Below are 21,124 nucleotides of genomic sequence, written 5' to 3'. Positions count from 1 at the left end.
GTCCCGCTGTGACCCATGACCCGGAGTCGCACCAACCAGTCGGCTCCGCGCGAGCGGAGGTGTCCCGGCGTGGGAGGCGGCTGGCCTGCCGCTCACCGGGTCGGCTCCGCGCGAGCGGAGGTGTCCCGACCGCGGGCCGGTTGGACGTCAGCTCGCTCACGTCGGCTCCGCGCGAGCGGAGGTGTCCCGACGAGGGCGGGGCGCCGGCCGATCGGGGTTCCGTCGGCTCCGCGCGAGCGGAGGTGTCCCGGTTCGGGTAAGTCAGGTGGGCGTGTCGGAGTCGTCGGCTCCGCGCGAGCGGAGGTGTCCCGTTCGCGGCCTGTGTCGCCCAGGAGAGCTTGGAGTCGGCTCCGCGCGAGCGGAGGTGTCCCGACCTCTTCCCACACCTGCCGCGAGCGTGGCTCGTCGGCTCCGCGCGAGCGGAGGTGTCCCGGTGGCCACTGGTGATCTCCGGGCGGGTGTAGTGTCGGCTCCGCGCGAGCGGAGGTGTCCCGACGCGCCGCGGGCGGATGGCCGGTGGCCGTACGTCGGCTCCGCGCGAGCGGAGGTGTCCCGGCGTCGACGAGCTTCACAGTGATCTCCAGCTCGTCGGCTCCGCGCGAGCGGAGGTGTCCCGGCGGCCATGGGGTCGGCCGTCTCGTAGCTGCCGTCGGCTCCGCGCGAGCGGAGGTGTCCCGCGGAAACGCTCGCCGTGCTCCTCGCACATGTCGTCGGCTCCGCGCGAGCGGAGGTGTCCCGCGGAAACGCTCGCCGTGCTCCTCGCACATGTCGTCGGCTCCGCGCGAGCGGAGGTGTCCCGCAGTAGGGGGCCCGGATGTCCAAGGGACTCACGTCGGCTCCGCGCGAGCGGAGGTGTCCCGCAGCTGCGAGCGCAGGGTCTCCGGGACGAGGAGTCGGCTCCGCGCGAGCGGAGGTGTCCCGCCGACGCCGCCCACGGACCCGAACGTGCCCACGTCGGCTCCGCGCGAGCGGAGGTGTCCCGGCCCTGTGGGACGGTGGAAAGGCGCTCATCACGTCGGCTCCGCGCGAGCGGAGGTGTCCCGCCGTGCTTCGCGCCGAGCTTCTTGAGCGAGGTGTCGGCTCCGCGCGAGCGGAGGTGTCCCGGTTATCCGGGGCTACATGCCCATCCTGTCCGAGTCGGCTCCGCGCGAGCGGAGGTGTCCCGGTCGGCTCGGACCCGGAGGAGTTCTGGGACAAGTCGGCTCCGCGCGAGCGGAGGTGTCCCGCCGCGGGACTGGCGTTCATGCAGTCCCAGGTGGTCGGCTCCGCGCGAGCGGAGGTGTCCCGACGGCGCCGACGAAGCAGGTGGCGAGCGTGGAGTCGGCTCCGCGCGAGCGGAGGTGTCCCGCGCTCCAGCGCCTTGGCCGGGCTGTTGGCGAGGTCGGCTCCGCGCGAGCGGAGGTGTCCCACCACCCGCATCACCGGCGACACCCAGTCCCGCGTCGGCTCCGCGCGAGCGGAGGTGTCCCGACGCTCGCTGACAACGAGGGGATCACCTTCGAGTCGGCTCTGCGCGAGCGGAGGTGTCCCGCTGCGGATCACGCTGGCCCCGTCGACGTCGGTGTCGGCTCCGCGCGAGCGGAGGTGTCCCGACCATGCGCACCACCGCCGCCATCGCCATGGCGTCGACTCCGCGCGAGCGGAGGTGTCCCGCCCAGCTCGACGAGCAGAAGCAGAGCGCGGACGTCGGCTCCGCGCGAGCGGAAGTGTCCCGGCGCCGAGGGGGTGGACGACGGTGAGGCTGATCCACGGGAGTGGACACCGGGTTTCATGCGACGAGCAACAGCGCATGTGATGTGGTCAGTTGCTGTTCGAACTCGGCTGGTGTGAGGTAGCCGAGCGCGGAATGCCGACGGCGCTGGTTGTAGCAGGACAGCCAGCGGAACAGTTCCAGCCGGGTCTGTGCCTTCGAGGTCCAGCGCCTTCCGTGGAGCAATTCGCCTTTGAGACCTTGGAAGAACGACTCGGCGAGGGCGTTGTCATGGCTTGAGCCGATCCGGCCCGTGCTGCGGCGGATGCCGTGCCGGCGGCAGACCTCGGCGAAGGCGGCCGCGCTGTATGGGGCGCTTCTGTCCGTGTGGAAAACTACGCCGCGAACCCGGCCGCTGCGGGCGGCCACGGCCATCTCGATCGCGTCGGTGACCAGCGAGATGCGCATGTGGCCGACGATCGACCAGCCCACCACCTTCCTGGAGCAGATGTCGATCACCGTGGCGAGATGGAGCCACGTCGATCCGACGGCTGTGTAAGTGATGTCGCCGCACCACCTGGTATTCAGCGTGTCCGCGGTGAAGTCGCGCATCACCAGGTCCGGCGCAAGCGGCGCGGTCCTGTCCGCGATCGTCGTCCGCTTCTTCTTGCGCAGGTGGCGGCCGACGATGTGGTTGATCCGCATCGGCCGGGTGACGCGCTTGCGGTTGATCCTCCGTCCCCTCGCATGCAGTTCAGCATGCACGCGCGGAGCTCCGTACGCTCCCTGGTGTTCGGCATGGATGGCGCGGATCTCGCTCACGGTCCGCTTCTCCTCGGCCCGGCGCTCGGCGCGGGCCTGCTCAGTGGCCAGATGCCGGTAGCAGCCGGCGCGGGACGTCCCGAGCACCCGGCAGATCCGCTGCACGCCGAAGTCGGCGCGGTTGTTGGAGATGAAGTCCCGGCGGCGGGGGCTCACTTCACCTCCCGGGCGAAATAGGCCGCTGCCCGGCGCAGGATCTCGCGGTCCAGCTGCCACTCCTGCTCGGCCTTGAGCAGTTGGGCGTTCTCCGCCCGCAGCCGGGCCGACTCCTCCGCCGTGTTTGTCCTGCCGACGCGGTCCTCGGGCGCGGTCTGGGCCTCGTCCTTGCGCACCCAGGTCCGAAGCGACTCCGCGATGATGCCGAGATCCGCGGCCACCGCCGCATACGTCCGCTTTCCGGCAGCGGCGCCGTGCAACGCGACGGCGTCCCTCCCGAACTCCTCCGGATACGGAGACTTGCGTCCCACCTGGACATCCCTCCCTGGACCATCAAGATCCATTGTCAGGGTGTCCACTCCAAAGGATCAGCCTCAGCCATCGCCTCATCCTCCTTGCTGGACACGACCCGTCGGCAAGTAGCCGGCCGAGGTGCTCATTCAGGGTATGCGGCACCACTGACAGTCAGGCTGACGCGCCGCCCCACCCCCTGTAGTCAGCCGCGCCCTCTTGCATCGCAGTCTGGGGGGCGGTCCGCTCCTCCAGGTAGTGAATCCGCCCTTGACCGCTGGGAACGTCCCCTGCGATGGCACGCGACAGTTGTCATTGCTGACAAAGCCTGTTCTCCCTCGTGCACCTCCAGCAGGTGCCGACTCCTTGCGCAGGCACGGAGCTTGTGGCCCGGGGATCCGTCCGGCCCGCCTCGTCCCTCATTCGCCACCCGCCACCGTATCCCCGTCGAACTGCAGCGACGTGATCCGCGACTCGCCGACCCACTCCCGGAGGGTGTCCAGTGCAGCGGGCTGAAGTTTCGTGGTGAAGAGGATGGCCAGGTGCTCTCTGGCCCGTGAACATGCCACGTAGAAGAGGTTGCGTGCCCTGATGAACGCCTCCAGTTCCTTGTCCATCAGTTCGTCGCGCCGGGAGAAGTTAGCCAGCATCTCGGGGATCTGGAAGCGGGAGTGGCCCTTGCTGACCACGGCGAGGACCCGGTTGAACTCCAGTCCCTTGACTCCGTGTTGTGTGGCGAAGGGCGTGCCGCCGCCGAGGTGCTCGTTCAACGCCAGCAACTCCGCGTACGGCACCTGGCGCAGTTGTTGGTACTCCTTCGACCGCGCCGCCACCCGGGCTTCGGCCTTGTTGTCACTCACAACCTGCGGGTCGGTGCCGGATGGTGACACGGCCTTCCGGTGACGCTCGCGCACCTTCCCCAGGCCGTCGAAGAGCTGCTGCTCAAGACAGAGGTCGAGGACGTCGCCGACCGTGCCCGTCTTGCGGGCCTCCCCCAGTTTCGTCAGGAACGCCATCCATTCCTGCTTGTCGGCAGACGAGTTGATGGGTGGGCGGCCACGGGGGTCGAGTGCGTCGAACATCGCGCCGTAGCGCTTGTTCCGGTGGTGGAGCAGGGCCGGTTCCAGCGTGTCCATGAAGAAGGCCATGGCGTGGTCCTCCTTCCTCACGTAAGAATCGTTGCGCCGAAAGGCCCCGTGGAGCTTCTGATACCCCAGTTCGCCGGCGATCGTCTCGTGCGTGAGCATGAGGATCTTCGTACTGGGCTCCTCCGCCCGCGCCCGGGCATCGTGACCGGATGCCCCGGTGCTCCATAACCGGTCGCGGACGTCGTCCAGTACCCATTTCCGGGCCGCGTGGGCCGCGTCCCAGCCGAGCTGACCCTTCCGGTGGTGAGTAAGCCTCGTCCCGGCCCATTCGTTGGTGTGATAGACGGCAACGGTGCCCTCGCCAACTCCTGACGCCGTGGTCTGAGTCAGTTCGGGACGCATCGTGTTCAGGAGGTTCACGACGGCGCGCTGCGAGCGCCGATTGCGCCGTCTGAAGACCGGTGTCGGGCGGGCGTCCTCGAGTGCCCCGCACGCGTTGTCGTAGATCTGCTGCCAATGGTCCCCGAAGAAGCCGCAGAGGGGGCCGCGCGCGGTGGCCTCATCGCCCGGCGTGCCCAGCATGGCCTCCGCCAGACCGGTGGGGGTGTCCTGGTACTCGTCCACGAAGACGATCGGGAACCGGTCGGCAGCCAGGGCCCGGAACTTGGGAAGGGCGAAAAACGCCCTCGCGAGGACGGGCAGATCGTTGTGACCCAGCTGCACGCGACGGCTGTCGTGGTCCACTTTCTGGAAGCCGGTGCTGTACTCGACGGTGTAGCCGTCCAGTGAGGTGTGGCCCTCCATCTTCGATGGCATGAGGTCCAGCTCGACGATGTGGCGCAACAGGTGCTTGCGGAAAGGGGAGAGCAGCTGCCACAGGAAACCATGGATGGTTTCGGCGAACACGTACGGGCTGCGGTCGGTACGGCTGATGATCTCGTCGCGGGCCACATTGGTGTAGGTGACGCAGGCGATGCGCTGGTGGGGCCGCGGGAGGTAGCGGGGGCGGTCAGCCAGGATGCTCTGGAGCGCCTCGATCAGTGAGCTGGTCTTGCCCGCACCGGCACCGGCCTCCACCTTGAAGTGACGGCTCGCCTGGAGAGCCGTCAGGATCGTGTGCGTGACGTCTTCCGCCTCGGTCGTCACTGGACGTCCGCCTTCGTCGCCGTCCCGTCCTGTGCCATGAGCCACTCGAGGCCGCGCCTGATGTACTTCGGGACCTGCCAGTCGTGGTCTCCGAGGACGTGGTCGAGGGCGAAGTCGACCTTGCTGCGCCTGGTCTCCACGCTGCTACGGGCCTGTTGTTCCAGTTCCTCGGCGGGAGCGGCGCCTGTGGGGATACCAAACAGAGCCCGGTTGGCCAGCGCGAAGGCGTCCTCGAAAGTGCGGCCGCACGGACCGCCGGGCTCCTCCGGCACCTGGTAGGCGAGGCACATGCTGCCGCTGGCGATCGGCGGGTCCGTCTCGGCCCGCTGCAGCAGCTCGGCCACCGTGATGTCGGCCATCTCGGGAGACCACGCCCTGATGGACTGGTTGGACGTGCGTCCGGATTCGGACACCAGGCACTTGCGGATCTTGGGATCCCTGTCGTCGACGGGATCAAGATCCGTGATGATCAGGGCTGGGATCCCGAGGACCTTCAGCAGCGGATAGAACCTGTGGGCATGCGCCCCGCCGACCTCCATCAAGGTCACGTACTGGTGCTGGGGCGTCTCTCCGGGCCTCCTCGCCGCCAGCTTCTCCTCCGCAGCCGGGACGAAGATACGTTCGCTGGCGCCCTCGACGAGGATGGCCTTGTCCGCGAAGTAGAGGTCGGCCCGGGTGAGGGTCAGGTACTTGCGGAGGAACCTCTCGTCGCCGGTCACCTGGGACAGGTCCTTGATGACGGTGCGGGCCGGCCCCGGCTCGCTTCCGCTCTCCACGGTGTCCTCCTCCTTCCGGAAGTACCGGATGTCGGAGAAGTGTCCCCGGTTGGCCACGTGTGCCGAGTGGGTGGTCACCACGAACTGAGCGTTCCACCGGGGGCTGCTGTCGATTGCGGTGCTGCTCTCCTCGACCGCTCCCTTTTGCCCGGGCATCCTCGCTCTCATCTGCGCGTCGATCCGAGGGAACAGATTGACGGAGTACGTGAGTCGCTGGATGAACGCCTCCTGCATCTGCGGATGCAGATGGGCCTCCGGTTCCTCCAGGAAGACGAGATGGATCCCCGACTCCGGGGAGGTCGCCGTATGGTCGCGATAGCAGGTGAAGAGCCTGAGCAGAATCATCACCAAGTTCCGCGTACCGAGGCCGTTGTACGACTCCGGGAACCGCACACCGGCCACTCCTGGATAGTGAATGCGCGCGAAGTTCCTGAGCAGCCTCTTGGAGTCCAGTCGGGCGGCCGTGACGAACTCCTGGTTGGCCAGACCCGGATAGCCGAATGCCTTCAACGTCGGTGCCACCTGTTCGCGGACCTTCTGGAGGCTGCTGTCGAGACTGCCGGAGGTGTCCACGAGCGTCGTGTCGATGTTCGCGGCGAGCTCCTCCAGCCACGTCGCGTTCTGGCCTTTCTCCGCCGCGGTCAGCAGTTGCTCAAAGACCGCTCCGATTGGTGCGGCATGTCCGTCGCTCTCGTCGTCCAGCCCTCGCTGCGCCTCGACGAAGTCCACCCTCACCAGGGTGCGCACGTCCGCTAGGTCGACCGGTCGGACGTTCGCCTCATCGGTCGGGTCCACCGCCATCACCGACATCTCGAAGTACTTCGGGATGCCTCTGCCCAACTGCTCAAGCGTGGCCGTGGCATCCGGCCCCACCGGCACGCCGCCGAAGAACTCCTTCAAGGCACCGTCCCCCAACGCGAAGGCGAACCTGATCACCACCTCGGAGCAGTCGGGGTCGAGGTCCACCACGAAGGGGGCCAGGGGTCCGTACTGGCCGCAGTCCTTGTCGTAGGAGATGTGGAGGGTGAGGGTGACTGCCGGAACCGTGTCGCGCGCCTGCTCCGCCTCACCCGAGGCGAAGAGGCGATGGGCGGCCAGAAACTCCTCGTAGCAGTCGGCAGAGAAGTCCTCGATGCGCAGCGCGGCCTTCTTCCTCGCCACGAAGAATTCGAACAGTTTCGCCAGCGAGGTCTTTCCCGTGTTGTTGCGTCCGACGCACAGTGTCACCTTGTCCGTGAAGGAAAGCTCGGTTCTGCGGAGCAGCCGGAAGTTGCGGATGACCGCCTTGGTGAGCCGGGGCGGCACCGGGACTACGGTCCCGTGTGGTTCGGCGGAGCCGTCTCGCGGGCCTGGGATGGCACGCGGAACACTGGGCTGGGTCATCGCGGCTCCTTGCTGCGCTCGTAAACACCCTGGGAACACACAGCAAAGGAAGCCACAAGCCCCATGAGATGCCGTCACCCCCTCAGGATATGGGGCCGTATCTTGTCACCATAATTCTCTAAATGCACAGCGGTCGCATTTGATTCAGTTTCGGTTGCCTATCGATCTGAATTCATCCCCGAATGTTCGAGATACGGCACCCATCCGGCCACCAGGAAGGCGACGACGGCACCCCACCGATCGACGAGGCATGCCCGCGCAGCACAACACGCCGAAAAAGACCGCCAATTGCATGAGGCCGTCATGAACTGCAGAGGTCAATCAGCAGCAACAGATGTCCCCCGCCCCCACACAGGACCCCCGGACTCGCTCTCTGACCGATTCCCGGGTAGCCAGCCCTCAAGTGCTCCCCGGGCTTCTCCGAGCTGAGCCTCGGCACGCAGGAGGTCACTGATCAACTTCGAGAACCCGGTATCCCCCGCTGCTGGTTGACCGTCAGCATCACCGGCGTACGTTTCGAGGGTCCGTGCCAACTCGAGGATCGCATCCCGCGCGGCTCGCTGCTCGTCGTCTTCGACATGGTCAGAGAGCCTCAGCCACTTCGCCTCCCTGTCGGCGGCTTCCCCTGCAGCGACTGTGACGATCGTACGTACGACGCGGCGGACGATCTCCTCAAGGTTCAATGCGATCCGAAGCAGCGGCGCTGCTGCCATGTCGTCCTCGCTGGGTTCACTCCCCCGCTGGAATATCCGGTAGAAGTCCCACGGGTCTTGAGGCTCGCTCAGCCGTTCCAGAGCGGTGAAGACGGACCCGAACGTGTCGAGCGGCGGTCTGGAGATGGGGAGTGCCGCCCGGTGGTTCCAAAGCGCGAGCACAGCGGTCGCCGTTTCACGCCGTACGTCGTCAGCTTCCGCCTCAGAGGCTGTCTCGGCGCGGATGATCAAGTCGCCGATGTGGTGGGCCATCCATCGGCCCAGTACATCGTGGTCCGGGAGGCTAGCTGCGATCTCTTTGCCCAGTTCGAGGGTGCGCTCAAAGCTCTCCGCATCTTCCGGAGTCATCGAAGAGGTAAATCTTGTAGGACCTTTCGCGTGGGGGGAGGGATTCGTCATCGTCTTGGTCGTACCTCACCGAGTAGGGCTCATTGTGATCTTTATGAGTGCGGTCGATCATCACTTCAACAATCATGCTGCGTCCGGTCAGGGAAAGGATTTGCTGGAGGGCATCGCGCCGGATTTCCAGCCGCTGTCCCTCAGTTCCTGTTACTCGGTCCGAGCTGGTCGCGGCTGTGTCGTCCCAGACAGTGCTGCGGAGGGCGAGGCCGTCGGCACGGGTCCATTCGCGCATGTCTGCGTCCGGTTCCAGCCCAAGCAGACCGACGAATTCCTCAACGGGCCGGTACGGCGGGTACCGGACCCCGCCGGCTAGCGGGTCTCTGTTGTCCTGGCCTTCGCGGCCGTCCGGGACGGCAATCCATCCCGTCAGTTGGAAGCCTTGGGTATCGAACTGGTACTCACTGTCGTCGGCGTCCGGGATGCGGTATGCCATGTACGAAGGGGCGGTCTGCAGGGCGAGCGCGAGCGCCCTGGCCTTTTCGGGAGTGACCAGAGCGCTGCGGATCAGGACTTGTTGCGCGGCCTCATAGCTCGTGTCGTCGGAGCTCTCCCAGACCGTGACCCACCCGTCGCTCGCCAGGAGACGCTCACTGAAGTGCTGGCTGTTCAACCGCCAGATCCAGTCGGGTCTTGGTGAGTCGTATGGTCCCTGGAAGACGCTTTGGGGCGAGGGGTCTCGCCGGTCGGCAAGCCATCTGCCGTCGTCGCGCGTGAGTAGGAAGTCACCGAGCCAGTCGGTGAACAGGTCTGTGTCCGCCTCGCTGTCCTGGTACACGGGATGCGTCTTCAGCAGTTCCCCGGCGACAGTCCACACGGCGTGGGTGGAGAGATAAAAGTCTAGATCGTCAGCGTCCGGCCAGGTCGTATGGTGGGCGAAGGTGCTTCCTTCCCTGTACAACTTGAGCGCGTAGCGCGGGTCGTCCTCATGTACGCCACGACAGGCGAGCTGCCAGGTGGCCGTGATGGTGTGCCCGACGAGTCGCAGGACCGTCTCCTCTGAGATCCCGAAAGCCTCCCCTAGCGATTTGCACCAGCGGTCTTTGAAGTCCCAGTCGAACCGGAAATCGCTCGGCTCAAGTGCGAGGAATCCCTCATCCGCGTCACTCGATTCCCTTGCCCTGCGTTCAGCCCATGGCTGGCTGACAACATTCTTCGGTCTGTTGATGCTGCGCACGATGTCGAGTTCGTCTGCTGTCAGACTTCCGTAGCCGGAAGAGGCCAGGGCGAGGCAGATCACTTTCGCACTTTCCTGCATCACGACATGCGGTTCGTCATCGAAGACGACCTTACGCAGCAACGGCTCGAATTCGATCAGTCCTTGATGCGTTGCCGTGTTCTGAGCGGCGCGTGCAAGGGCGAAGAGTAGCCATTGGAGGGCGTGTCGGTCGTAGAAAGGCAGACGGGCATCGTGGAACGGGGTGACGTCAAGACTGCCCAGCGCGAAGCGCTGCAGCGCGTCGAGTTCTTCTTTGCAACCGAGTTCAACGAGGAGTCGGACGCAGTGCGCCGCCCGCCACCTAGCGCCGTGCTCGGGGTCACCGAGAACCGCCCATAGATAGCCTGCAAAGCATTCTGCAGCCGCTGCTGGTTTGGCGGGAAGATCGGCGAACATCCCGTCGGCCGAATCCTCGGGGGCGAGGCCGGCCAGCATGGTCCCGTAGTCGTCCAGGACGACCTGCGCCTGTACGCCGGTGAGCCGTGGAGCGAGTCGGGCCGCCAGGTAGTAGCACTCCTCGGGGAGGAACACAGCAGGCTGCGAACCGAGTTCCCGGAGTGCCGTTCCGAGCAGATCCGCATCAGGTGTGCCGGCCAGACCGGCGAGCCCTTGTAGTTTGATCGGCTCGTAGCCCTTTGTGGTCAGTTCCCGGCTGAACCGCGTGGTGACCGTGTCAGCGAGGTGACGTAGTTGCTGGCGGGCGGCCAGGGGCAGCAAGGGCAGCTCTTCCAGCCTCTGGACCAGATGTGTGTAGTCGAAGGTGCTGAGGTGGGGGTTGGACTGGAATGCGATGAGCATGTCGTCGAGTTTGCGCAGGGGGACCCTGACCGCGTGGTCGATGACCTGCTCCATACGCAGCAAGTGGTCCGATCCGCGAACCAGTTGGCGAGCCTTCTCCCAGCCCTCCTGGGTGGAGAGATCACACGCTGCTAGGGCAGCCTCCAACTGTCGCGTACGCGCCATCCGCCCTTCGTCCTCCTCACCCCGCGTCCACCGGGGAGAGCTGTAGCCGGACGACGCTGGGAACGCGATGTTGCGGGACCGGACGGCGAACAACGTGCCGGAGAGGTCGATGCCCAATTCGCTGGTGGCGTGGTCAAGGCGTTCGAAGGACTCGCTGCTGAAACGACGTGCCCGCAGGAACTCTCCCAGAATCCCGGCGATGCGTTCGCCGTCGTCGGGAGCCTCGCGAAGGGCTCGTTCAACGAGCTGGAGGGCGCCGACACGGTACTCGTCGAACGGCACCGTCGCCAGAGCAGTGACCGCGGAGGGAGCAAGCGGGCCCGCTTCCTCGTCGAGAAGTGCCTGAATGAACGGACCCTCAGAACACAACCGACGGTCACGCCAACGGGAGGCGACGACTGTCGCGGTCGTCGGGTTCAAGCGGCCCATGACGCTCAGGACCGCGGCATGATCCATTCCGTCCCCGAGATAGGGCTGAATGCTCTCGGCAAGCTGTGCAACGCGATATGCGCGGCGATCGTCGTCGTGATTGCCCTCGGAGGCTCGGCGAGCGACGGCGAGGACGCTCCCCCACAGCACATGTACGTCGTCGCCCACGCGGTCGGTCAGATCGATCGCCCTGGTGAAGTAGGCGTGAGCCTCGCGTGCGTCAAATCGCTGGACTGCGCGAGCGAGTTTCACCATCCGCTCCGCCTTGTACTCAGCACTGTCCTGAGTGGTGTCGAGCGACGCAGCGACGGACTCCGCGAGTTCGACAGCGATGTGCTGCAATTCATCGACGGGGGCCGCTGCGCGGACGGCGTCAATCAGGACTTCGTCTGCAATGTTCCTCTGCGTGGCCCGGTACCAGTCGAGCAGGAGCTGACGCGTCACCTCGGACGAGCCGAAGGCGAGAATCCGGACACCGAGTCGCGCGACCCCTCGATACAGGAAGTACGGCACCTCATGTCCACCATGCTGTCCCGGCATGGAGGCCACGAGATCCCGGAACGGGACTTCTGTGTCGCCGGAGGCTCCGACTAGGCAGTCGATCCAGAGGCTCGCCCAGGCACCGAGGGGCACGACGCTCTGCTCGTGGTCGTTCAGTGTGCGCGAGTACGTATGAGGATGCTGCCGCGCTTCCAGGACGTCGTCGCCCGCAACCATGTCTGCATCGAAGGGCTGCCTCCGGATCTTAGAAAGCAGCGCGAAGCCGCACAGGAGGGCAAGTGTGTCGGTGTTCAGGCCGTAGCGGCTTCCGGCACCCCGGCCCAGGTCGTCAGGGAGATTGAGACGCAGGATCCGTTCGGCCTCCGCGTCCGACAGCACGCTGTGGCGCAGCCCCATGGCGATGATCCAACCGACCGCCGGAAGTGCCTTGTTCTCCTCCGGGACACCCGGATGTCGGCGAAAGGAGACGGGTCTGCGTTGGCGCTTCAGCATTCTCACCAGGCGCCGCGCAAGCGGTGCCTGGCACACGAGGTTGGCCTGCCAGGCGGCATAGGCGACGGCGAACTGGAGGTACTTCAAGCGCGTGGCCGCGTGGCCGAGGGCCTCCAGTTCCTCGGTACGGCCCGAGTCGGCTAGCCGGGTGGTGATGATCACTCCAGCTTCGAAGCCAACTCGATTGGGGCGCCATCGGGCCAAGTACTCGGCGCACGCCTCCACACCGTCGGTGTTGAGTAGCCCGAAGGCGACTTCAGCAATGTCCGCCGCGGTGACGTGGTGTCGGTGTGGTTCGTCGTCGTCAGGCCGCCGCACCCATGCCTTGAGCCATTCCGCCGCGCTGCGCAGTCGACTGCGGGCGAAGTCGGTCTGGCCTACGGCGAACGAGAGCAAGGCGCCTTCGAAGTGAAGGTTGGAACCTGGCCAGTCCGCGGCAAGGCTGCGGTTCGCCACTATGTCTTCGACCGTGCTGGCGTCCAGGAACGCGCCCGCCAGATCGGTATTGCTCCTCAGCAGATGAAGCCGACGAGAGTGGCCGGCGGCCAGGCTGCCAGCCTTGATTGCAAGCCTGGCAGCCTCCCATTCCTTGCCCACGCGTAGCGTGGCCTTGAGGGCGAACTGAGCCCGCTGCTGAGCGATCTCCCGTTGTTCCAGATCGTCCCCCTCGGGGAGGGCGCCGTCGGTCATCGCCAGCTCAACCAGGGTGTCGACCTGACCGGCCTCCCACAGCAGTTGCGGCAAAGAAGCTGCCACATACGGTTCGCCTGCGGCGAGCGGCGTCAGGCGGTCGATGAAGTCAATTAGGGACTGGCCGGTCGGACGATACCTCGTTCGAAACCAAGTCTCGGTCGGTTCGTCACGGAACTGCAGGGCGTCACCATCGACGAGCAGAGGGCGGCGGAGATCCGCTGCGAAGCTGTGGATGACCGAGGCCGGCACGCCGCACAGCTCGGCCAGAACGCCTACGGGGATCCTCGGCCGGAGTGCGGCCATGGCCTCGCACAGTCGGTCGATCTCCGCACTCAGATGATGGTTGGCGTCCTTACACTGGTCCACCAAGCCCTGCAGGAGTTCGTCGAGCAAGGAGACGTCGGGATGTCTCGCCTCCCCGAGAGAGGCGAGACAGGACTCGATGTTCGACGTCGTGCTGAGAACGAACGCCTGGACCCGGGGGTTGCCGCCGGTACGACGGTGGAACTCGGCCGCCTGTGCCTCCGTGACCGCTCCGAACACCGACGCCAAATGCTGCCTGGATTCGGCGACGCCGAATCCCGCGAGCTCGATTCTGTGGACACCAGGCGGCGGTTCCAGCAGATCGACGCGTTCGGTGCGGCACAGCATGACGAGTCGCACGTTGTCCGGTAGTGCCTCCCGCAACAGGTCTGCGACGAAGGCGCGCTCACCACCATCTCTCGCGATGAGAGCCGCGTTGTCGGCCGCGTCCACTACGAGAACCAAGAGCGCTCCCGGGGTGGAGGCCGCGATGGCTTCTGCCGCGCCCCGGACTCTCACCACGAATGCCTTCGCGTAATCGGTCGGCTGGGCCGTACCAGCCGGAATCAACGGGTCGCAAAGGGCATGCGCAGCAAGCTCATTAGCCAGCTGGACCAAGCCTTGTTGATGCTGGTGGCGGGGCGAGCTGGAGCGCCGGTAACTCCCGTTCCCGAAGCAGTCGTAGACGAGAGTGATGGAGCCCGCCGGCAAGTTCCGTTCAATCTGCGTGGTAAGCACAGATTTCCCGACACCGCCGGCCGCGTGGACAATGACAGGCCGCGGGCCGAGCCGCACGATGTCATCGACGATCGCACGAGTCTGCGGAGTCACAATGACGCGTCCGGGCAGGTGGATGAGGTTGGGGGCAGGCAGAAGGCGCTCTGGTGGGATCCCGAGAGCAGTAAGCACAGTGGAGCGGTCGACGACGTGATTCGTCTCCAGCGAGGTCGCGCGTCGCGCGATCATCTCTTTCAGCAGAAGGGGCTGCACATCGGGAGCGCCGGGCAGAAATCCGGCTAGATCCAGCCGGAACAGTCCTTCGAGTCGCAGCAAGCCTGGCGCTGTGGGATCCACTTGCAGCTGATTGAAGAAACCGGCTTCGCCGTCTGCGTCGTCCGAGAACCCCGCATATTGTTTGAGAAATTTGACCTCGTGAGCGTAGTCGCCGAGCTCACCGCCCACTGCCAGAACCCTGATCGCACGCAGAACGGAGTCGCGGACCGGGCGGTTGGATAGGAACTCGAAGATGACCTTCCGCTCAAGTCCCGGCGACTCCAGCTTGATTCGTCGGTACTTCTCTGCAAACCCGCTGACGGTGCCGCCAAGTCCCGACACGGTCCACTCCTCGGTGGCCCGCGCAGTCGAATGCTTCAGCTGGCGATACACCACGCGGTTCGCTTCGCGAAGTCCGGTCGCGCCGTAGTACTCGGCGATGTCAATGACGTCTTCACCGTCGCGCCCCGTCGTGTCATCCTGCGACACGCCCTCGATGGCGATCGCAGTCAAATCTGCACCAGGGAGCAACAGCTTCAGCGCCTGCCGAGCCGCCCAGTGATAGTGGAACTGATCGCCGTCACGGCTGGCACGCAGAAGATCGGTGTCAGGCATGCCCACTCCCGGCAGACCTCAAAGCGACGGAATCGGGCAAGGGTTCCCTCACATCACCACAGACCAAGACGGCACAAGCCTGCACACGTTACTCATGTCTCCCTGATTCCGGCAACGCATCCACCGACGCATCGTGTCCGAAACGATCGACGCGGATTCAAGACAGCGCTCGCGATCGCCATCCCCGCGGTGATCGGCGTCCGGCCCTCAACCCAGTGCTGCTCGCCGTAGCAGATTAGAGACTTACCGTCTTCCACCTCCGGAGGCTGAGTTGCGTCCGGGTGCTCCAGCACGGCCTTCGCGAACGCGAGGAGAAGGGCCCGGCTGACGCCCGGGCCGCTGGTTGCTGTGTACGCCAAGGCCAAGGCGGCGAGGGCACTCTTGGGGGTGCGCCGCACGCCCTTACGGCCGTCGCCTGCCTCGCTGCCCTGGCCGGCGGTGATGAACGGCTGCGGAGCGTGGGTCAGCGCCGGCGCCATGTGCTGAACGAGGACGGCCCAGGCGGAGGCGTCGCCAGCCTCTGCCCCCCGAGGAGGAGCACCTTGAGCGACCGCGGGTCCTGCCCGGCCCACGTCGCCGTCTTCGGGACGCCAAAGAAGCCAGACTTCACCGTGGAGCGTACTGGGCGACCTCTGGGACCGGGTCGAGTCGCTGCTGTCGAAGAAGGAACGCCGCTTTCATTACCCCGGCCGTCTTCCGGTCCCGGACCGCCAGGTGCTGTGCCGGATCCTGTACGTCCTGCACACCGACATCTAGTGGGAACTCCCGCAGGAGCTCGGCTTCGGCTCTGGGCTGACGTGCTGGCGCCGGCTGCCGGACTGGGCGTAATTGTGCTGGCCATCCTTGCTCAACGTGGTGCCCGCCCAGAGTCTCGCTCGTGCCCGGTCGCGCCCTCGACAGCTGCTGTTCGTCAAGGCGCGGTACCCGGGAGAGCCCCGCCGTCTTGCATCGCCCTCACCGATTTACCCTCCCCGGCCTGCGGCGCCCAGCTCGAACAATGCCCCTCACCGCAGGCTCGTCCGTGGAAGAGTTCCGTCATGGCGATAGAACGGTTCCGGGATTTGTGCCTGGCAATGGACACTGCCGCGATGAGCAACTGGAAGAAGATCGAGCATGCACGTCGCATGGGGCTGAAGTACGACGAGACGACCTCCACGCAGGAACTGCTCCTCACATTGCAGACCGAGGTATCCGGACTGCTGACCTACCAGTACACGCAGCAACAGGAGACCCGATCTGGTGCCGACTGGGAGTGGTGGCTCGGCAGTGATGAGGTGGGCTGGATCTGTCTGCGCATCCAGGCCAAGCGCGTATACGAGGACTACCGCTACCAGATGCTCTCCCACCACGGTGCAGAGGAAGGCACCTTCCAGTACGACATGTTGATCAATGGCTGTGACCCTGACCAGGCCCGCTACGGGTTTCATGTCTTCTACAACGGCTGGCCCGAAGGCACCTTCGAAGAGGGCACCCACTGGGCGCCGCCCGCCGAGTGGAATGCCTGCCCGAACCGGAAGTCGTACAAGGAATGCGGGCACGTAGAACCGCGTCACTACGGCTGCGCCATCATCTCAGCTGCGGAGGTGAAGAGGCTCAGCGACGGCGACATGGGTAAGTCCGTCGCGGAGAGATTCCGCATTCAGAAATACCTCTCTGCAGCCGTCCCTTGGTCGTACGCCCTTGGCTTCCCGCCCTATACCAAGGATGTAGAGGAGCGATGGCCGCGAAGGCTAGACCGGGGCGACTGGGTGGACCGCGTGCACGGCACTCTCGAAGTGTTGACCCGGCGCGGGGGCGTCCGTGGCGCCCGAGACGCCTCGTTGCACCTCGGGGAGATTCCGATCGAGCGTGAGCAGCGGACCTTCGAGCTTCCGACCTACGTCGAAGTCATGCGCAGCAGAACTCCAGGTCTCTTCGTCCCGGCTTCCGAGGACGAGGTGCCCGCATCACCCCAGACTGTGATCGTCGAGCAGAAGCGGCCGCGCAAGCGGACCTAAAGGGTGTTACACAAGGCCGTGATCTGAGCATCTCCGTTGTATAGCTGGGGTGTTGAGGTCTGAACGGGTGTGGGTGGAGACGTTCACGGGGCTGCGGGTGGAACAGTTCGGCCGGCTGCTCAAGGCGGTCCGGGACCGGGGCGGCAACGGCACCCTGCGGGGCTGGCCGTGGAGCCGCCGCTGGCCGAACGAGTGCTGATCGTGGCCGTGTACTACCGCACGAGCCTGACCATACGGCAGCTGGCGCCACTGTTCGGGATCTCCTCCTCGACCGTGTGCCGGGTGATCCAACGGCTGGGACCGCTGCTGGCATTGGAGCCCGATTCCCGGTCGAACGACGCAGCAGACCGGCTGTAGATCGTGGACGGCACGCTCCTGCCGGTCCGCGACCGGCACGTCGGCACGTCGGCACGTCGGCACGTCGGCACGCAACTACCGGTTCTCGGCGAACGTGCAGGTCATCGTGGATGCCGACACCCGCCTCGTGATCGCCGCCGCCCGGCCCGTGCCGGGCACCACCGCGGACGCGCACGCCTGGCGCGCGTCCGGCATGGCCGAGCACTGCGAAGGCATCACCCTGCTCGGCAACGGCGCCTACCTGAACTGCGGGATGGTCACCCCACACCGCAAGCGCCCCCGACGGGCCCTGCTGCCGGGCGAGGAGGCCGACAACGCCGCGCACCGCACCGTCCGTGCCCGGGTGGAGCACATGATCGGCCGGATGAAGAACTCCAAGATCCTCCGTGACTGCCGGCAGCACGGCGACGGCCTCCACCACGCCGTCCAGGCCGTCGCCCAGATGCACAACCTCGTCCTCGCATCATGACCAGAAGACCGTGTTCACGAGCCCTGACCTGCCCGAACACGGCCTTGCTCAACACCCTTTAGTCGGGCTCTGAGATGGATGAGCGGACTCGATCGCGGGCAACTGGCCGAGGAGTGGATGGCCGTAGCTCCTGATCGTTGGACTACCAGACGTCGTGTGGCTCTCCCTCAGCGGTGAGGCCGTACATCTTCAACTGCTCGGCCTTGGTCGGCTGGTCCGGGAACAGGTGCTCACCGAGTTCGCCGTGGGTGACGATGGTGTAGTCGCCGCTGTCAACAGCGGCGAACAGGGCCTCGCGGGCTTCGTACTCCCTCCCCATGCGGCTCAGGAGCTGTCCCCACAAGCGGCGTGCGTCTTGGTGATGAACCGCTGCAGCTTCCATGAGCGCGAACACCTCGTCGGGAATACTCTCCAGCGGGGGCAGTCCCTCCTCAGGTGTTTCGAGTCGCTCGTACATCCACAAGGCCAGTTCGTACTGTGCCCAGGGTTGCCGGTCTCTCATGGCCAGAATGTGGGCGATGTCTTCAGCGGTGTGGCGTGCACTGGGGATCTTGTGTAGATGCCGGACGACGGTCCGCACGGCCCCGTGCCGGCGCTGACGGCGTGCTCTGCTGAGCAGTGCGAGTGCCTCGCGTCGGCGCTCGGGCCACAGTTCCATGAACAGCTGGAACAAGAAGTGTGAATCGGTTTCTGCTGCCGAACGTTTGAGGGCCGCTGCCTCCTGCTGATCCTCCGGGCGGTCCAGGAAGTCGAGCAACATGCCCAGAGCCGCAGCGGACTTCGCGGCGACGCCGACATCCAGGAGTTGCCGGGCCAGGTCCCGCTCCCCTTGCTTGCTCAGCCTGGAAGGCCACGCGCACAGACGGGAGGGCACGTCGAAGGCCCTGGCCACGAGGGCATGCCAGCGGGGCCCGCCGGTGTGCGCGAGCCTCTTCAGTTCGTGCAGCGCGTCCGCGTCGCCCTCCGCCGCCTGATGCAAGAGTGCCGCTGGATGCCCCTGCTGGGCTTCTGGAGCATCCGCTACCCGCGCCACCGCGGCCGCCTCATCCAGCTGGCCGAGATCCTCGTACATCATGACGAGGGCGGTCCTAGCAAGCGCGTGGCCTGCCTCAGCAGCGCGCTCGAGCAGCGCCGTAGCGAGTTCGACACTCCTCTCTCGATACTCGGCGTCCACCTGCCCCGTCGCGACATAACCGATGTCGGTGCCCAGATGAAAGGCGCTTTCGCCGCCGTCCTCAATCGGTTCGCACAGCGCAAGGAGCTCGTCGATTCCGCGCCGCGTGTGGATCATTCCCGTCTCGCTATAGAGGACGCAGAGGTCACTGAACGCCGGTGTGTGGTGACGCTCAAGTGCCTTGATGTAAAGATCACGAGCGATCTTGAACCGGGCGCTGGAGAAGGCTGCGGTGCCCAACTTCGCATAGGAGAGACCGCCGAGATCCGCCGTCAGCGCGGCCTGCCAGAAGGGGGAAGGAGGGGCGGTGAAGGCACGCTCCTCGGCAATGTGCTGCTCCAGATAGTCATTGAGGTCGCATCGGTCCGGGTCCGGTCCGATGCCGTCGGGGTGCAGGACGGGCGGCAGCGCAGGGCACACGCCATGGCAGGGTTCTCGTGCCCAGGCGAGTGCGGTTGCTGCCCAGTCACCGACGAGTTTCATGCGTGCGTGCGAGGTCAGGTAGCCGGGTGCTGCTGCGGTGAGGGTGCGCACTGGAATGGGTTCGCGCACTCCGAGTCGGCGGAGGTCAGCTGCTGCGGTCACCAGGGCTTTGCCGGGGGGGTCGCTGCGGCGGTAGCGGTGCATGAGTTCTACGGCGGCGGCCAGCGTCTGGGTCAACTCCTGGGTACCACGGGCGCTGTCTACCGCCTGCACCCACTGCGGGTCGGTGACCCGGCGTTGGAAGTCATCGAGCTCGCGGTCGGTGAAGGTGTCGGGGACGGTGACGCAGTGGCTGGCTTGAAGAAGCGTCCGGCGCCGAGCAAGGCGGTCCTGCCCCTGGGAGGCAGGGGCGGCGCCGGTGAGCATTTCGTAGTGGCCGGGCCAGATGGTGACGACGATCGCCAGGTGGCTCACGGCATCTTTGAGCGTCAGGAGCAGAGCGGCGGCCTCCTCGCCGTCCCGATCGGCAAGGACAGTGCTGTGGGCGTCGTCGAGCCAAATGATGGTTCGTGGTCTGACCAGCCCCTTTGCTGCCGCCTGCGTGAGGCCGTCAGCTGAGTGAGGATAGAGCAGCGCCCAGTCGTGCAGCTCTGTACCGGCGCCTTCGTAGGCTGCGCGTGTTTTCCCGGCACAGGAGTTTCCCTCGATCACGACGACTGAGGAGGAGCCGTTCCTGATCTTTCTCAGGCACTGACGCAACTCGAGGTCGTGGGCCCGCTCGACATACGGGGGTAGCCCCTCCCCGACGGATGGTTTGACACTGAGTTCACCCACTTCCCAGGACGCGAAGGACTTGCTGACAGCTGGCAGCGGAGGCGCCGACGTGTGGGAGGGAGGGAAGTTGTAGATGACGACCTTCTCGGCCGCCATCGAACGATCCTGCGCAAAGATCAAACGCGCATCAGAGGGGAGCTGAGCCAGGTCCGGAAATACTGGCGCCTGGCTGGAGGTGGCCGTGGCTTCGTTCAGCTCTGTGCCGAAGTCGGCTAGGAAGGGGAGCCGATGCTTGCTCCGCCGTTGATGATGGCTGCAGCGATGGAACCGCCTTCGGCCTTGATACTCATGTTTCCGGCCACTGAGACTCCACCGTCGCCCGACTGCGCGCCAACGGCCCGTGCATGCTCCTCAAGGAGAGACCTCAACTCCTCTAGAGCAAATGCTTGTTGGTCGCCGTCCCAGTCACTGTAGGCATCCTCGAACCGGCCGACCCAACGCTCATGCTGACTATTGAGTACGCCCTCGCCTTCCGAACCTTCGGGAGCAGCGCCAAGCACGTCAGCCGTGCGGTCCAGGCGGCTGAGGACGGTTTGCTCGGCATCATCGTCCCCCCGGGAGAACCACCGCGCTACAGCAGCCTTGATGCCCTCGCCCGTGCCGGCCTTGAGGGCCTGGAGGAGCCAGGTGACCGAGTCGTCAAAGAGCTGTGACGGGTCAAGATTCACGTAAGTTCCCCTGCTTCTATGGTGATGTCGGCACATTAGCGCCTGAACTCAGGTGTTGATCGAAGATTCATCGGAATCACGTGGTCACCAGGCGCTACCAGCGTCAGCAGCGAGCACGACGGGGCAGGAGATCCGCTGCAGGGCGGCGTGCTGCGTCGTCCGCCGGGGTGAGCGCCGCCCTGCTCCTGGTTGCCGCCGCCGTGGCGTCTGACCGGCTCCGCTGCGACTCATTGACCGCCGAAGGCCGAAAGGCGACCGACTTCCTCAACGGCCTACCCGGCGCCGCCGCCTGGACATCTGAACCCGCCGACCCGTACTCGGCAAACGGGGGAGGCCCCCGGCGGAACCCAGCTCGTCGCACTGCCGATCACAGCGCCGGTCCGAGGAGGTCCCGCCCAGCAGCAACACCTTGCGCAAGCCGAGACGGACCAAGATCCGGACCATTTCCGGACCAGACCCCTCCAGCGAGCCGCACCAACTGCTGTTTCCCCTGGTCAGCTTGGGTGCAACTGCTGTACCACCAGCAGACC

The 21,124-nt window shown here is 65.8% G+C and carries 8 protein-coding genes, 2 pseudogenes and 1 CRISPR repeat array (1 of these 11 cut by a window edge); of the genes and pseudogenes, 3 read left to right on the top strand and 7 right to left on the bottom strand.

What is annotated here, in order from left to right:
- Positions 1-1,714: a CRISPR direct-repeat array (repeat unit 29 nt; unit sequence GTCGGCTCCGCGCGAGCGGAGGTGTCCCG) (it extends 267 nt beyond the left edge of the window).
- 54 nt (positions 1,715-1,768) lie between these two features.
- The 5 genes from ACWC24_RS13960 to ACWC24_RS13940 form a co-directional block, all read right to left on the bottom strand.
- Positions 1,769-2,979 (bottom strand): IS3 family transposase gene (locus tag ACWC24_RS13960; protein ID WP_450663035.1). Its coding sequence is split into 2 segments (ribosomal slippage): positions 1,769-2,733 and positions 2,733-2,979, totalling 1,212 coding nucleotides; the frame shifts between segments, so codons are not numbered across the junction.
- A gap of 399 nt (positions 2,980-3,378) precedes the next feature.
- Complete coding sequence (locus ACWC24_RS13955; protein WP_450663034.1) at positions 3,379-5,193, bottom strand: UvrD-helicase domain-containing protein; 1,815 nt, start codon at positions 5,191-5,193, stop codon at positions 3,379-3,381.
- Positions 5,190-7,274: an ATP-dependent nuclease gene (locus ACWC24_RS13950; RefSeq protein ID WP_450663033.1), complete on the bottom strand. Its 2,085-nt coding sequence runs from the start codon at positions 7,272-7,274 to the stop codon at positions 5,190-5,192. The genes ACWC24_RS13955 and ACWC24_RS13950 overlap by 4 nt, the downstream gene beginning before the upstream one ends.
- Before the next feature lie 395 nt (positions 7,275-7,669).
- A complete protein-coding gene (locus tag ACWC24_RS13945) occupies positions 7,670-8,413 on the bottom strand; it encodes a hypothetical protein (RefSeq protein WP_450663032.1) in 744 nt (247 codons plus the stop codon).
- Positions 8,385-14,672, bottom strand: coding sequence for a hypothetical protein (locus ACWC24_RS13940; RefSeq protein WP_450663031.1), 6,288 nt, complete (start codon positions 14,670-14,672; stop codon positions 8,385-8,387). Before ACWC24_RS13940 ends, ACWC24_RS13945 begins: the two co-directional genes overlap by 29 nt.
- A gap of 621 nt (positions 14,673-15,293) precedes the next feature.
- Between ACWC24_RS13940 and ACWC24_RS13935 the strand changes: the two are divergent.
- The 3 genes and pseudogenes from ACWC24_RS13935 to ACWC24_RS13925 all read left to right on the top strand — a co-directional run.
- Positions 15,294-15,494 (top strand): annotated as a pseudogene (locus tag ACWC24_RS13935) (transposase); the annotation flags it as partial.
- A 266-nt stretch (positions 15,495-15,760) separates the two neighbouring features.
- Positions 15,761-16,669: a DUF6615 family protein gene (locus ACWC24_RS13930; RefSeq protein ID WP_450663030.1), complete on the top strand. Its 909-nt coding sequence runs from the start codon at positions 15,761-15,763 to the stop codon at positions 16,667-16,669.
- Between the two features lie 40 nt (positions 16,670-16,709).
- A pseudogene (locus ACWC24_RS13925) lies at positions 16,710-17,495 on the top strand (transposase family protein).
- A gap of 142 nt (positions 17,496-17,637) precedes the next feature.
- On the opposite strand, the gene ACWC24_RS13920 reads toward ACWC24_RS13925, so the two are convergent.
- Positions 17,638-20,022 carry a hypothetical protein gene (locus tag ACWC24_RS13920; RefSeq protein WP_450663029.1) on the bottom strand — a complete coding sequence of 795 codons (2,385 nt, stop codon included), beginning with the start codon at positions 20,020-20,022 and terminating at the stop codon, positions 17,638-17,640.
- Positions 20,023-20,138: 116 nt separating this feature from the next.
- Positions 20,139-20,594 (bottom strand): hypothetical protein, encoded by a 456-nt coding sequence (locus tag ACWC24_RS13915; protein WP_450663028.1) that lies wholly within the window; start codon positions 20,592-20,594, stop codon positions 20,139-20,141.
- Between the last annotated feature and the right edge of the window lie 530 nt (positions 20,595-21,124).

This window comes from Streptomyces sp. NPDC001443 (assembly GCF_053597355.1).
The sequence above is the reverse complement of the archived record's forward strand: the minus strand, read 5'-3'. Positions and strand labels throughout refer to the sequence as shown.

What these genes read in the sequence shown, in the direction of transcription:
- ACWC24_RS13920 (WP_450663029.1), bottom strand. Translation starts at nt 20,022, where the DNA reads ATGGCGGCCGAGAAGGTCGTCATCTACAACTTCCCTCCCTCCCACACG.
- ACWC24_RS13945 (WP_450663032.1), bottom strand. Translation starts at nt 8,413, where the DNA reads ATGACTCCGGAAGATGCGGAGAGCTTTGAGCGCACCCTCGAACTGGGC.
- ACWC24_RS13940 (WP_450663031.1), bottom strand. Translation starts at nt 14,672, where the DNA reads ATGCCTGACACCGATCTTCTGCGTGCCAGCCGTGACGGCGATCAGTTC.
- ACWC24_RS13930 (WP_450663030.1), top strand. Translation starts at nt 15,761, where the DNA reads ATGAGCAACTGGAAGAAGATCGAGCATGCACGTCGCATGGGGCTGAAG.